General features: G+C 61.8%; 10 protein-coding genes. 4 read left to right on the top strand and 6 right to left on the bottom strand.

Annotated elements, in window-relative coordinates; all coding sequences use genetic code 11:
• Positions 1–848 precede the first annotated feature (848 nt).
• Positions 849–1,466: an EthD domain-containing protein gene (locus tag HGI47_RS20755; RefSeq protein WP_168854670.1), complete on the bottom strand. Its 618-nt coding sequence runs from the start codon at positions 1,464–1,466 to the stop codon at positions 849–851.
• Between the two features lie 163 nt (positions 1,467–1,629).
• On the opposite strand from HGI47_RS20755, the gene HGI47_RS20750 reads away from it, so the two are divergent.
• On the top strand, positions 1,630–2,364 hold the full coding sequence (locus HGI47_RS20750; RefSeq protein ID WP_168854669.1) for an SDR family NAD(P)-dependent oxidoreductase: 735 nt from the start codon (positions 1,630–1,632) through the stop codon (positions 2,362–2,364).
• Between the two features lie 78 nt (positions 2,365–2,442).
• Here the strand turns inward: HGI47_RS20750 and HGI47_RS20745 are convergent, their stop codons facing one another.
• From HGI47_RS20745 to HGI47_RS20730, 4 genes are all read right to left on the bottom strand, one after another.
• Positions 2,443–4,461 (bottom strand): PQQ-binding-like beta-propeller repeat protein, encoded by a 2,019-nt coding sequence (locus HGI47_RS20745; RefSeq protein WP_168854668.1) that lies wholly within the window; start codon positions 4,459–4,461, stop codon positions 2,443–2,445.
• Positions 4,462–4,502: 41 nt separating this feature from the next.
• Positions 4,503–6,935, bottom strand: a complete 2,433-nt coding sequence (locus HGI47_RS20740; RefSeq protein ID WP_168854667.1) for a TonB-dependent receptor — start codon at positions 6,933–6,935, stop codon at positions 4,503–4,505.
• A gap of 318 nt (positions 6,936–7,253) precedes the next feature.
• Positions 7,254–9,530, bottom strand: coding sequence for a TonB-dependent receptor (locus HGI47_RS20735; RefSeq protein ID WP_125956766.1), 2,277 nt, complete (start codon positions 9,528–9,530; stop codon positions 7,254–7,256).
• A 144-nt stretch (positions 9,531–9,674) separates the two neighbouring features.
• Positions 9,675–10,130: an Lrp/AsnC family transcriptional regulator gene (locus HGI47_RS20730; protein ID WP_118074989.1), complete on the bottom strand. Its 456-nt coding sequence runs from the start codon at positions 10,128–10,130 to the stop codon at positions 9,675–9,677.
• Between the two features lie 204 nt (positions 10,131–10,334).
• On the opposite strand from HGI47_RS20730, the gene HGI47_RS20725 reads away from it, so the two are divergent.
• From HGI47_RS20725 to HGI47_RS20715, 3 genes are read left to right on the top strand one after another with little or no spacing between them, the layout of a single operon-like run.
• Positions 10,335–11,567, top strand: a complete 1,233-nt coding sequence (locus HGI47_RS20725; RefSeq protein ID WP_118074988.1) for a thiamine pyrophosphate-dependent enzyme — start codon at positions 10,335–10,337, stop codon at positions 11,565–11,567.
• A gap of 22 nt (positions 11,568–11,589) precedes the next feature.
• Complete coding sequence (locus HGI47_RS20720; protein ID WP_206066336.1) at positions 11,590–12,597, top strand: alpha-ketoacid dehydrogenase subunit beta; 1,008 nt, start codon at positions 11,590–11,592, stop codon at positions 12,595–12,597.
• Positions 12,598–12,599: 2 nt separating this feature from the next.
• The gene (locus tag HGI47_RS20715; RefSeq protein WP_118074987.1) at positions 12,600–13,883 is read left to right on the top strand and encodes a dihydrolipoamide acetyltransferase family protein; all 1,284 of its coding nucleotides are present in this window, start codon (positions 12,600–12,602) and stop codon (positions 13,881–13,883) included.
• Here the strand turns inward: HGI47_RS20715 and HGI47_RS20710 are convergent.
• On the bottom strand, positions 13,840–14,427 hold the full coding sequence (locus HGI47_RS20710; RefSeq protein WP_118074986.1) for a MarR family winged helix-turn-helix transcriptional regulator: 588 nt from the start codon (positions 14,425–14,427) through the stop codon (positions 13,840–13,842). The two genes, HGI47_RS20715 and HGI47_RS20710, sit on opposite strands and share 44 nt — an antisense overlap.
• Positions 14,428–14,583: the final 156 nt, after the last annotated feature.

Here is a 14,583-nt window from a genome sequence, read left to right as displayed (position 1 = left end):
CTACTTGGCCCAGACCTCAACTTAGGCTCAGGCCGCCGATCACTTGCCAAGCCTCAAAACAAGCGCCACTCCCGCGCCAGCGGGTTCGTACTTGTCCCAAACTCCGTCGATCTATGACTGTCCTGCCGACTTGAATGGACGACATGTTTCGATCCAACTATCCGAGTGCGGGAATGACTGTAATTGAGGTGGCTGCCGGCGTCCATATTCGGAGCAAGCGGGCAGAACCTTAGTCAGGGGGCGGTTGGAAATTGTGAATCTTCGCTTGCTGGGGTATGGTGGCATTGCCCAGCAAGTGGCCCACAAGCGGATCACGTTTAAGCTTCAAACCCGATTTACGCAAAGGGAGTGGGGCCATTGTGTGGGGCCATATTTTTTGCTGCACTGCAGCATTTTGTTTCATTACAAATGCTTGAAATACTCTTGCGATTCCCTTCACCTCCAGCAAAATCAATGGTTTATCTGCTTTATCGTTGGGTCATTCCAACATCCTTCCAACAAGCTTGGTCGGATAACGGTTCCGGTTGCGGCTGCTTTCAGCAATAGAAGCAGGCTCGATGCGGGAAGTTTTCACAGCTTCAGATGGCTGTAGCCCTGAAGGGATGGCACACATATCAAAGTGTGGCGGAGACGGAGGAAACCATAGTTCTACGCTAAGAAATTGATAAAATTTGATTTATTTGGCGGACCAGAGGTGGTGTGCCCCCCAGGATGTCCCCATTTCCAGACAACTTTGTACATCATGTCTACCGGATCCCATGTACAAGATTGCGTTGCTTTACGCAGGGGTGCACCGCATCTTTGCTGATCCGGCCGGTTCCTTGGGACCGGATCAGTCTCCTGCGCTGTCACAAAAGCTCCCCGATGCTGTAGAGTTCGGAGTCGCGCACGAGCACGGCGAGCGAGCGACCGGTCAGGCCGAGCGCTTTCGCGGCGGCGTTGGCCGCGTCCTCATCGGCAAACCAGAATTCCTCGATTCCTGTGCAATCGAGGCCCCAGTCGCCGGGCAAGGGGACGTTGCGGACATGGCCGCACGTGCCGTCTGGTCGTGCGACCGCCGCATCGTCCCATAGAAAGCACATCAGTTTCACGACCGCCGCGTCGCTCGGCGCGATCAACACTTCCTCGCGCGCGGACAGGCAGTGGTTAGCGATCCAGTCGGCGAAAGTCTCGGCCTCGTCGGCCACCATCACGGCCTGCGACGACGTGTCGGCGAAATGCGCCGCGCGATGCGTCAGCGATCGGTGCCAGATCAGGCCGACACCGTCGTGATCGGCCAGATAGGCGTGTTGCCCGGCGCGCGGTTCCACCACATCGCCATGGACATAGCGCGCGACATTCTTCCAGCGCGGCAGCGACATGCCGAGCGCTGCGTGCTGCCGCCAGCGCGCTGTCCAGTCTGCACGGGTGAAGGCAGGATGGCGACGGATCAGATAGATCAGCTTGGGCTGGATGAGGTCGGTCATAGATGTTAGAATTTATATCGAAAACGATATAAAGCAAATGGTCATGTCGTCGTGTCCGCTGTTTCGGCCCCTTGCGCCGCGCCGCCGATCCGCGACCGTCTGACGCGGGCCTACCTGAAACAGGGCGGGATCGTGCTGCCGGGGCATGCTAGGAGGGATGATAATGTTTGAAGGCAGGACGGTGCTGGTCGTGGGGTCCACCGGCGGGATAGGCGAGGCGGTCTATCGGCTGTGTCGCGAACAGGGTGCAACGGTCATCGGCACCGGCCGCCGCCTCGAGGAGGGGGAGCGGATCGCCGCTGAAGCGGGCGGGCGCTTCGAGCCGCTCGACATTACCGACGATGCCGCAGTGATCGCGTTCTTTGCCGAGCTGGCGCGCGAGGGCGTGGTGCTCGATGGGGCGGTTAACAATGCTGCGATGACGCAGGATGCGGCACCGCTCGACAGCCTCGACCTCGCGCTGTTCGACCGGCTTTTTGCGCTCAACGTGCGCGGCGTGTTCCATTGCCTGAAGCATCAGATGGCGGCCATGCGCGGGCGCGGCGGTTCGATCGTCAACGTCGCCTCTATTGCCGGCCAGCGCGGCTTTCCGGGACTGGCGCTCTATTCGGCCAGCAAGCACGCGGTGGTCGGGCTGACGCGCTCGTCCGCGCTGGACGGGGCGGCCGATGCGATCCGGGTCAATGCCGTGCTGCCCGGCACTACCCGCACTGAGATGTTCGACCAGCAGATGCTGACACGTCCGGGCGGCGAGGCGAGCACGGTCGCGCGGATCCCGCTGGGCCGTGTCTCTGCGCCGCACGAGCAGGCACAGGCGATCGCCTGGCTACTGTCTGATCAATCGAGCTTCGTCACCGGGGAGACCCTGGCGGTGGATGGCGGAACTACGGTGCGGTGATTTCTGAGGCTTGCTCCTGCGAGATTGCCGCGTTGTTCGGGGCGAGCGCCGCCTGTTTCCAGTCCGTGCAGCCTGGTATCAGTGGCCGGGTCGCCCGTTGGCGGTATCGTCGGCCTCCGCTCTGGCGGAAAACACAAGCAGCACGTTGCCTGGCGAATGGCTGTACAAGCCATAGCCCGAATTGATCACGACATAACCATTGCCGACTGCGGCCCCCGCACCGGACATGCTGCCGCCCTGGCCGGGTTCGCCGTTCGTGGTCCTGAAATTGCGGGTCGTATCGAAATCCCACAGCAAGGCTCCGCCAGCGCGCCCGTAAATGCGGATGTGGCCGTCCAGATGACCGGCGATGACCGCGCCGGAGACAGCGGTGACCGGCGCGGAAATGCCCGGATCGCAGAACGGGCGATCGCCACAGACGTTGCCCTGGACCTTGCTCCACAGAAGTTTGCCAGTGGTGGCATCGATGGCATGCATACCGGGCCGGGCCGTTGCGGGATCGAGATACTGGCCGTTATGCGTATCGTTCATGTCATTGATGGGCACATAGACCGTCGTCCCGTCTGCCGACATGCCGAAATGAACGCCTCCCTGAATACTGCCGCGCCCGACCTTTGTCTGCCACAGCAGCTTTCCCTGCGCATCGGGATCAAGTCCGTAGACGGTGCCGTTCTTGTGGCCGACGACCATGATCTGCTTTCCGCCCGGAACGTCGATCAGGAGCATGGACGAACTGTGATCGAAGTCCGGCCCTTTCTCGGCCGGGCAATTGGGGTTGTCAGCCATCATGCAGGCGACGTTCCAGGCATCGCCGGAGATCGTCTGCCTCTGCCAGACCCGCCTGCCGGTGCGCAGATCGACCGCAAAGATCGCATCGCTGTTGCCGTCCGAGGGCGAACTGTAATTCTCGCCCGACCCGATGTAGATCAGTCCGCGCCGCTCATCCACCGTCGGGCTTGTCCAGACCGGCGCTCCCGAAGGGGCGAAGCCCCGCTTGCCATTGAGAATGCGTTCCTTCGGTTCTTCCGGAATGGGAAAGAACTGCCAAACCGGCTCGCCTGTTTTCGCATCGATGGCATCGAGATGCCCGCGGAACGTGCAGCAGACATAGTCCGCCCCTGCCGCCGGAACGACCTCCAGCGAAGACACCGGCACATAGAGGCGGCCATCACGATAGGCCGGTGTGCCGGTCAGGGTCGCGCTGGGGTGATTGTCCATGCGCCGCGCCCAAACGAGCTTGCCCGTCAGCGCGTCAACGCCATAGAGTTTGCCGAACAGATCACCGAAATAGACCATGGGTTTGGGGCCATCGACGAGGACAATGCCCGTTCGCACCTCGGCAGTCGCCTTGAAGGTCCATTTCGCGCAGCCGGTCTTAAGATCGAAGGCATAGACCCTGCCGTCTTCGCTGCCGACGAAGGCCGCGCCATATCCGATCGAAGGCTGCGAACGCGCCTTGGTGGCGGCGGGGAAAGCGTAAGCCCAGCGCAGTTCCAGCTTGCCGAGATCGCCCGCATCGAGCCCGGCAAGCGCTTCGGGCACAAAGCGCCTCGTATCGTAGCCCCAACCCGCCTTTACGACGGGAAGCCGACGATCGAAGCTGCCCGCAGGCCCGGTACATTGCGCGGCGTAGTTCATCACCGGAAGGCCGGCCGAGAGATCTTGCCGCGTGAGATACTCGGCCACGCGCAGCTTCTGGTCGGCGGTCAGGTTCGCGCCCTGCTGCGCCATCACGCCGTTGGTCAGCGCTGCCACGATCGATGACGGCGCCAGCATTTCAAGCCATTGCACATGGGGCGCCTTTGGTACGCCGCCATTGTGACAAGCCGCGCAGTTCTCCGCGAAGATCTTTGCGCCGGGCAGGGCTTCGCGGTCGGCCAGGAGGCCCTTTGCGGTGTTGAACTCCGACACGTCTTTCAGCGCTTCTGGGGCAGCTTGCTTCTCGGACGTGCGCTCGGCCCAGGCACTCGTCCCGATCGCCAGCACCCCAGCCACGACCAGCATCCACGCCCGGCGAACGTGTGCGCCAAGCACGTTCTCCCGGATGACGTTGCTTGAACCGGCAGCCGGACACAATGTGCCTGGCTGCCCGGTCACAGCATGGTCCGACGCTGAAGGCAGGCGTGGCTGGCCAGTCATCAGAACTTGACCTGCGCCTCGATACCGAAGGTGCGCGGCGCGGCGATGGTGCCGTAGGTCCACAGGCCCGGAATCGGAACCGGGGTCGGATTGGTCGGTGTCGCCCCATATCCGGTCCCAACGTCGAGTACGTGCGTGAAGTAGTTGCGATTGGTCAGGTTCTTGCCGAACAAGGAGAAACGGAATGGCCCCGTCTCGTAGGTGATGCTGGCATCGACCATTGCAAAGGGCTTTACCAGCAGCGGATTTTCGACATTCGCCGAAACCGTGTTGGCACCGATGAAATACCGGCTCTTGTAACGAATCGAGCCATCCAGGATCAGGGTTTTGCCTTCGCCAAGGCTGGTCCGGTACACTGCATTTGCATCAAGCGACCACTTGGGCGCGCGACGCATCGAGAAGCCGGATTTGTCGATGGTCACCAGCGGCCGGGCAGCGGCAGTGGCAGGATCGAGGTTCGTGCCCAGGTCGAGCCAGCCCAGATACTTTGCGTCGAGGTAGCCCACGTTCATGCCAAGCGTCAGGCCTTCGGCGGGAATGAACTGGAACTCGCCCTCAACCCCCTGCATGCGGGCCTTTGCCGCGTTCTGCACGACGGTGAGGGTAACAAGCACGGGATCTGGGAAGACCACATCCTCCTGCTTGCCCGAATAGTCCATGCGGAAGAAATTGACGTTTGCCCGCAGGCGGTTGTCGAACCATTGCGACTTGAAGCCTGCTTCGATGCTCCTCACGGTTTCAGGCTGATACGGTCCCAGCGAGAATGCCGACGATGCGCGACCGTTGAACCCGCCCGAGCGGAAGCCCTTCGAATAGCTGGCATAGACCATGCCGTTGTCGAACTTATAGCTGACACCGAAGCGGGGGGTGAAACGCGAGGTGGTCAGAATGCCGGTCTGGCGGGTGACGGCACCGGTAACCGGATCAACGGCGTTGGGGGTATAGACCGCCAGGTTCGCGATGGCGTCCGGGCAGTCGCCAAAGGCGGAGGTGAAAGTGCGGTTGCCCACCGTTCCCGTGGCTGTGCCTGCGCACATCCGCTTCTTTTCATGGGTATAGCGGCCACCGACCGAAAGGGTCAGGTTCGGCACCGCTTCCCAGTCTACCTGACCGAAGAAGGCGTAGTTCCTGGTCCGCTGCTTGGCTTCGCCGCCCGGAGTCTCGCCACCCACGGTGTTACCTTCCATGAGGTCGAAGATCTGGTCTTCGGTGGAGTTGGTGGCGATGGGCGAGGGGAAGAAGTAGTTGCGCTGATGGATCTCATAGCTTGCGCTGTAATAGTATGCCCCGGCAACGATCTTCGCGGTTGAAATCGTGCCCTGGTAGCGCAGTTCGCCTGAAAACTGCTTTTGCGTCTGCGGACGGAACACGAAGAAGTATGGCTGTTCGAGCCCGTCGAACTTGTTCATCGCCTTCTCGTCGGAGGTGCGATAGCCGACCACGGCCAGCAGGTTGTGATCGGGCGCCACTTCCACTTCGCCGTTCGCGATCAGCGAGTGCGCATTGAATCGCTGCGGCTGCACAAAGTTGGTGACGGGACGCCGATGATAGTCGGAATCGCTCGCCGGTGCACCGCACGATCCGACAGTAGTGATGATACAGAACAATTCGCCCGGCCCGGTCAGCGAGGTGACCGGCGTGGTCGGGGTGTTGTCATCGATATAGTCGTAATTGACGACGAGCTTGGCGGACGAGCTTGGCTCGATCTTCACCGAAGCGCTGAACATGTTGAAGTCCTTGTCGCCCTCGCGCTTGTTGCGCACGATGTTGCGGAAATAGCCGCCATTGTGCAGACTGATGAGGCCAACCTTGGCCGAGATCGCCCCGTCGGCAATGGACGGCAGGTTCATCACACCCTTGAAGTCCATCTGCTCGAAACTTCCGTAGGTCGCGCTGATCCGCCCGCCAAATTCGCCGGTGGGTTCGGCCCGGCGCACATGCACAAGGCCGCCAATGGTGTTGCGACCGAACAGAGTGCCCTGTGGGCCGCGCAGGATTTCCACTTCGCTGGCATCGAAGGTCGTCAGCAGGGCGCCTGTGGTTGTGGCAAGATAGACCCCGTCGAGATAGACCGCGACCGCCGGATCGAAGCTCTTTTCGCCGTCGTTCAACTGCACCCCGCGCACCGAGATGATCGGAGTGTTTGCGCCGTAGAGCGTGTCGATCACGACGTTCGGCGCAAGCCCGCCGAGTTGGGCGATGTCGCGGCTGAAACGCTGTTCGATCTGTTCGGCATTGATCGCGCTGACCGCAATGGGGACGTTCTGAAGATTCTCCGAACGATGCTGTGCGGTGACCACGATTTCCTGCAGGGTGGTAAGACCGCTGTCATTCGCAGTCGTATCCTGGGCATGTGCCGCTGGACTGCCGCAAACAGCCATCAACCCCAGCGCCGCGCTGCCAAGATTGAGACAAACCTTCAGGTTCCTCATAAATCTCCCCCATTGTCAGATGGTTACTGACCTATCTGTGTTGGCGTACTTTGATTCGCCTTATCCTCGTCCAGCAAAATATAACGATATCGATACACATGTATATCGAAATCGCTGCATTTCTGGGTTACCGCGTGAAATTCGGGTCCGGAAAGTCAGCGCAAAAGCTGCGCAATGGGCCTCACTGCCCAACGGGCCGGTGCAGCTTCACAGCAGGACCATATGCAGTCCGGAAGTCCGGTCCGAAGCTGCCCGGCCGGACAGTTTCGGACCAGATTCCAACACAATCTCCGCAATGCATCCAGATCAAGCCGGCATTCAGAAATGCCAGCCAAGTTCCATCCCGTAGTACCGCGGAGAACCGCCGAAAGCATTGTAGCCGACGCCGGCTGACTTGATTTCGGCATATTCGACATTTGCGATGTTGCGACCGAACACGCCGATAGACCAGCGCCCGAGGTCAATGCTCGCGCCGGCATCGAGCAGGCCATAGGCCTTCTGTTCGAGCGACTTGGTGTTGAGCAGGTCGGTGAATACGTGGCTGCGCCAGGTATATCCCGCGTGCAGCCTGAGCTTGGCATTTTCGCCAAGATCACGATCGTAACTGCCGCCGATCGAGTAGGTCCACTTCGGCACCCGGTCAAACTTGAGGTCCGTTGCCGCCTGTCCTGCCGCAAGGCCGGTCAGATTGTCGAAGCGATCGTACTTTGCGTCGATGTAGCCCAGCGTTCCATCGAAGCGCAGGCCGCGTACCGGCACGACCGAAGCTTCCACCTCGACCCCCTGAATGGTCGCCTTGGCCGCGTTGACGAGCTGCTGAAGCGGCGAATCTCCGGGCAGGGCAATCTGCGTGAGCCGCTGGATATCGTCATACTTCTGGCGGAAATAGCCGACGTTCAGCCGCACCCGCCGATTCAGGAACTGCGATTTCAGGCCGGTTTCGAATGAGCCCACGGTTTCGGGATCCACCGGGGTGACCGCACCCACCGCAGAGGGCGCACGGGCATTGAAGTTGCCGGCGCGATAGCCCTTCGAATAGCTTGCATAGACCATGACATCAGAGGCCACTTCATAATTTGCAATGAAGCGGGGGGACACGTCATCCCAACTGCGCTGGCCATCGAGGTAATTGAAACTGCACGACGCGAACGACTGTCCGGGGCAGTTGCTCAGCGGAACGATGTGCATTTTCTTGCGGTCGTAACTGTAGCGTACGCCAGCCGAAAGCGTCAGTCCGCCCAGAGGGCGCCAGTCGATGTTCCCGAAGGCCGCATAGGACTGCGCAGACTGCTGCCAGCGATTGATCGTGTAGCGGTTGGAACCCGTCGCGAGGCGGGTGATGCGCTTTTCGAACACGCTGGTATCGAGATCGAACAGAAAGCCGCCGACCAGCAGATCGATCGTGTCGTTCAGGCTGATGTTGTAGCGCAGCTCAAGGCTCTTCTGCCGTGCGCTCTCCTCGTTGTCGGGGAACAGCACGACATTGAACGGATCGCCGCTGACATTGAGCGTCGCATCGTAATCGATCTTGCGATAGGCCCCGATGGCCGTCAGCGTCCCGGTGCCGATGTCCTGCGACAGCTCGGCAATCAGGTGATACCCGTCGATCTTCGTGTAGCCCGGATCACCGAGATTGACCGACCACTTGCCATTGTCAGGTGTCCAGCCCCAGACTGTCTGATGCTGGCGCAGCGCGGTGTTCGGCAGCAGATAGGATCTTGTCGCACCCCCGCCATCGTTCATGTGCAGATACTGGCCGAGCAGCGTCAGGGTTGTGCTTTGGGCAGGCTTGAAGACGAGCGTTCCCTTGACGACCTGATCGTTGGCACCCTGCACACGGCCTTCGCGATGCATGGCGGCAGCGGCGCCGGTCGGATTGGCATTGGCGGGGACAGTCACGAAAGTGCCGGAATTGCGATTGATGAAGAAGCCGTCGTTATTGCGCGTGAAGACCGCAACGCGGGCAAACAGCTTGTCCTGAACGAGGCTCGTCTGGCCAGTCGCGCGAATTTCTACCGTCGAAGCGTTGCCGAGAGTCACCTTGACGGAGGCATCATCCGATCCGTCCGGCCGACGGCTGCGAACCGATACCACACCGCCCGAAGCGTTTCTGCCGAACAGCACGCCCTGTGGCCCGCGCAGAACTTCCGCGCCCTCCATGTCGAACGCGTCCAGAATTGCGCCGGCCTGGTAACCGATGACCATGCCATCCTGCACGATGTTCACGGCAGGATCGAGCGAGCGGACGGAGGTGCTGACGCCGACACCGCGCATGAAGAAGTTGGCGAAGCCGGGAAAGGTGCCGACGCCATCGAGCTGCGCATTGGGAACGAGCCGGCCCAGATCGCGGATATCGACCATGTGGCTGCGCTCGATCGCAGCACCATCCACGGCAGTTACCGCAAGCGGAACTTTCTGCAGTTCCTCGCCACGGGCCTTCTTCTGGGCATAGACCACGATCGATGAAAGCGCATCCTGGTCCGTTTGCGCCTGTGGGTCTGCCTGGGATTGCGCCAGGGCGGGCACGCTGCAGGTCCCCAGCATTGCCACGATCAACGCGGATCGCAGACGCATTTTCGCATTTGGTTCGAACATTTGCCCTCTCCCGTTTGCCGTTCAGCCTTGCGTTGGCGAACGATCAATCCCGCTGGAGTGTAGTTCCAGATTATATCGAAATCAATCTATATATATCGATATTGATTTTTTGGAGTGAGGTAGGGCCGGGAGGCATGGGACGCGTCAATCCATCGGAACGCCCCGGTCGAGTTTGATCGTCTTGAGTGCAAAGCTGGAATTGATCGCGGAAACGGCTGGAAAGCGCAGGAGGGTCGTGCGGGCAAACTGTTCGTAGTCTGAAACCGACCGCGCAAGAATGCGCATGATGAAATCGCTCTGCCCGCTCATCGCGAAACATTCCACGATCTGGGGGTGGCGGCTGACAAGGTCCTCGAACTGCCCGAGCGTTTCGTCATCGTGGCGATTGAGCTTCAACTCGACATAGACGCTGATCGGATAACCGAGCCTGGCGGGATCGAGCAACAGTACCCGCCCCAGAATTATGCCTTCCGCCTCCAGCTTGCGCAGCCGCCGCCAGCACGGTGTCTGCGAGAGGCCGACCCGTTCGGCCAATGCGTGAATGGCAAGTTCGGGGTCCGCCTGCAGTTCGGCTAGGATCTTCCGGTCAATCTGATCCATGTGATTCGTCCCCCTGAAGGCTGAAATTGAGAATAATCTTCTAATGGAATTTATTTCAATAGAATGATCATTCAAGATTGGAGCCTGGTAGCACGAGCTTTGGAAGGACATTCCCGCTTCGGAAGCATACCCTTGGTCCACTACCGAACCACGCTGAAGGCAGAGCCGCTCTGCCGATGCTGGTGATGGCGCTGAGGAAGCAGGATGTCAGGTATCGGCCTTCATGTACCGGAACCCGGTGCCCGTCCGGGCGACGAACCCGATTTCTCCCACATCGTGGTGCAGCCGGCAGGAAGCGTGGACTGCCCGCCCCATGACGCGGACGAGCATGAACTGCGCCACCTCGCGTTCGATCTGATCCGGGTGCTGGATGATGATGACCATGCCAGGGGCGGCTGGAATCCCCGGCTTGATCCGGACGTTCTGCGCGCCGGTCTGGAAGCCATGCTGCTTACCCGCGCGTTCGACGATCGCCTTTTCCGGCTTCACCGTCAGGGCAAGACCAGCTTCTACATGAAGTCCACCGGCGAGGAGGCCTGCGCCGTCGCCCCATCGCTGGCCTTGCGCCGCGACGACATGGCCTTCCCGACCTATCGCGTGGCAGGCTGGCTTCATGCGCGGGGCTATCCGCTGGAGCGAATGGTCAATCAGATCTTCTCCAATGCAGAAGATCCCTTGCGGGGTCGCCAGTTGCCGATCCTCTATTCGGCGCGCGACTATGGCTTCTATTCGCTCTCCGGCAATGTCGGCAGCCGGTTCGGCCATGCGGTGGGCTGGGCCATGGCCGCCGCCTACAGCGGGCGCGACCAGATCGCGCTCGGCTATATCGGCGAAGGCACCACCGCCGAGGGCGATTTTCACGAGGCACTGACATTCGCCAGCGTCTACCGCGCGCCTGCCATCCTCTGCGTGACCAACAACCAGTGGGCGATTTCCTCGTTCTCGGGCATCGCCAACGGCACCGCCCAGAGCTTTGCCGCCAAGGCCATCGGCTATGGCCTGCCGGGACTGAGGGTGGACGGCAACGATTTCCTGGCCGTCTGGTCCGTGATCGACTGGGCCGCCAGGCGCGCACGGGCGGGGCTGGGTGCCACGCTGATCGAATTCTTCACCTATCGGGCGGCGGGCCATTCGACCAGCGATGACCCAACGCGCTATCGCCCTGCCAGCGAGGCCGCCCACTGGCCCCTGGGCGACCCGGTGGAGCGGCTGTCAGGCCATTTGACCGCAATCGGAGAATGGGACGAAGCGCGCGAGGAAACTCTGAAGGCCGAACTGGCCGCGCGCGTGGCGGCGGCCGTCGCCGTGGCGGAAAAGGTCGGCACGCTGGGCAAGTCCAAGCCCCCGCTGCGCGAAATGTTCCTCGGCGTGTTCAAGGAGCCGGACTGGCGCCTGACCGAACAGATGCGCGAACTGGGGCTCGAAGAGCATGACTGATCGGCCTGCGGCAACCTCCAGCATGTCGATGATCCAGGCGCTGAACGACGCCATGGACGTGATGATGGCCCGCGATCCGCGCGTGCTGGTATTCGGAGAGGATGTCGGCTTCTTCGGCGGCGTGTTTCGCGTTACCGACGGGCTTCAGGCGCGCCATGGCAGGCACCGCTGCTTCGATACGCCCATCGCCGAAGGCGGCATCGTGGCCACCGCCATCGGCATGGCGGCCTATGGCCTGCGCCCCGTGCCCGAGATCCAGTTCGCAGACTACATCCTGCCCGCCTACGACCAGTTGGTCTCCGAAGCGGCGCGGCTGCGCTACCGATCGGGGGGGGAATTCGAGGCGGCGATCACGGTCCGCTCGCCTTATGGCGGCGGCATCTTCGGCGGGCAGACCCACAGCCAGAGCCCCGAGGCGATCTTTGCGCACATCACCGGCCTCAAGACCGTGATCCCTTCCAATCCGCACGATGCCAAGGGCCTGCTGATCGCGGCTGTCGAGGACGACGATCCGGTGATCTTCCTCGAACCCAAGCGGCTCTACAACGGGCCGTTCGATGGTCATGGCGATGGCCCGCTCAAGACCTGGGCCGGACACACCCGTGCCGAAGTTCCGAGCGGCTATTACACGGTGCCTCTGGGCAAGGCCGATGTCGTGCGCCCGGGTGGGGATCTCACAATCCTCGCCTATGGCACGATGGTCCATGTCGCGCTCGCAGCCGTCAAAGCCAGCGGCTGCGATGGTGAAGTGATCGATCTGCGCTCGATCGTTCCGCTCGATATCGACAGCATCTCCGCCTCGGTCGAGCGGACGGGCCGGTGCCTGATCGTGCACGAGGCATCCCGCTTCTCCGGCTTCGGCGCGGAACTGGCCGCGCTCGTCCAGGAGCGCTGCTTCTATTCGCTGGAAAGGCCGGTGATGCGCGTGTGCGGCTGGGATACGCCTTACCCCCACGCCTTCGAATGGGACTATTTCCCCAGCCCGCAACGGGTTGGCACCGCCATCACGCGCCTGCTCGCAAGGGACTAATCATGGCCGATTTCACGTTCCACCTTCCCGATATCGGCGAAGGCATCGCCGAGGCGGAGATCGTCGGCTGGCACGTTGCCGTGGGCGACAGTATCGTTGCCGACCAACGCCTTGCCGATGTGATGACCGACAAGGCCACTGTCGAGATGGAAAGCCCGGTCAGCGGACGGGTCAAGGCGCTGGGCGGAGAGGTTGGCGATGTCATCGCGATCGGCAGCGTGCTGGCGGTCATCGTCACCGAAGAGGATGTCGCGCCGGAACATGGCGCGGCAGCCCCTGCCTCAACGCCGCCATCAGTTGCGCCGCCCCCGCCACCTCCGGCCGCGCCTGAGCCGGTCCAGCCTGCCACGCCCGCCATCGCAGCCACACCGGCAACCTCGGCCCCGGCATCCTTGGCGCCAGTGACAACGGGGCCGCGCACGCTTGCCAGCCCGGCGGTGCGCCAGCGCGCGCAGGATCTCGGCATCGACCTTGCCTGTCTGCTGCCAACCGCCGACGGTCGGATCCGCCATGGCGATCTTGACACCTTCCTCGCCTATCGCGGCGGCGAAGGATATCGCCCGGCGGGTGTCGCGCGCGCCGACGACGCTGTCCGTGTCGTCGGTCTGCGGCGGCGGATCGCGGAAAACATGGCCGCATCCAAGCGCGCGATCCCGCACTTCACCTATGTGGAAGAGATCGATGTCACCGAGCTTGAGGCCATGCGCGCTGCGCTCAACGGCGAACGGGGAGCGCGTGCCAAGCTGACGATGCTGCCTTTCCTGATCATCGCGGCATGCCGGGCCATCCCGGATTTTCCGATGATCAATGCCCGCTTCGATGATGAGGCAGGCGTGGTTACCCGCTTCGGCGCGGTCCATATGGGCATCGCTGTGCAGACATCCGGCGGGCTGATGGTTCCGGTGCTTCGCGATGCCCAGGACCGCAATCTTTGGCAACTGGCCGCCGCCATCGTCACGCTGGCCGAAGGCGCACGGTCAGGATCGCTTGCATCAGGCCAGCTCAGCGGTTCGACACTGACGCTGACCTCGCTCGGAACGCTGGGCGGGATCGCAGCAACGCCGGTGATCAACCGGCCCGAAGTGGCGATCATCTGTCCGAACCGCATTGTCGAACGGCCTGCCTTTGTTACCGATGCGCTCGGTCAGCGACAGATCGCCGAGCGCAAGCTGATGAATTTCTCGATCAGTTGCGATCACCGGGTCGTAGACGGCCATGACGCGGCCAGCTTCGTCCAGAAAATCAAGCTTCTGCTTGAACGGCCCGCGGTTCTGCTGGCGGGCTAGGGGAGGGAGCCTGCATACCGACCTTCCTGTTCCTGCGCCTTGAACTGGATGCGGCAAGGCGTGAATCATACATCGCCTCAAGCGCTGCGTCCGCCCGCTTGAGCGCCGCCCGGACAGCCGCCAACTCCTTTTGCCCGATTGCCGAAACCAGTTCGTCCACCACGTCACGGCTGAGTTCGTTGGCACGTCCTGCCACCTCCACGCCTTCCGCCGTCAAGCGGGCGATGACGATCCGGGAATCCTCGCTGCCGACTTCACGCTTCAGATAACCAAGGCCTTCGAGGCGTTTCAACTGGTGGGAAATGGTCGATTGAGGAAGAGCCATGACTTTGACGATCTCTCCGGCCGTCAGTTCCCCCCGTTCGGCCAGCAGTACGATCATCCGCGAGGTGACCAGATCGAGTCCGGCTTCCTGAAACCACGGATTGGAAATGCGGGCCATGTGCGCACCGATCCGATGGACCAGAAACGAAATGCGATCGGCCAGCGGCGGCAAGGGATCGCGATTGCGTCTCGGCTCCGGGTCCTTCTTGCGGTTTGGCATACAATCTTCAACTTTCGCATCGCCTTCCGGCGCGGGCAGTGCCGGGCCGGGCTAAGCAGGGTAGCGTAGGGTAGGGCGTTCCCGGGAGCAAGGGCGGGCTTAGATCGCAGGCCGGGATCAAGGTCCTGGCCGGGTAGCGAGTCACCGGCGCCCGGC

Source organism: Novosphingobium sp. ERN07 (assembly GCF_012641335.1).
GTDB lineage: Bacteria > Pseudomonadota > Alphaproteobacteria > Sphingomonadales > Sphingomonadaceae > Novosphingobium.
The sequence above is the reverse complement of the archived record's forward strand: the minus strand, read 5'-3'. Positions and strand labels throughout refer to the sequence as shown.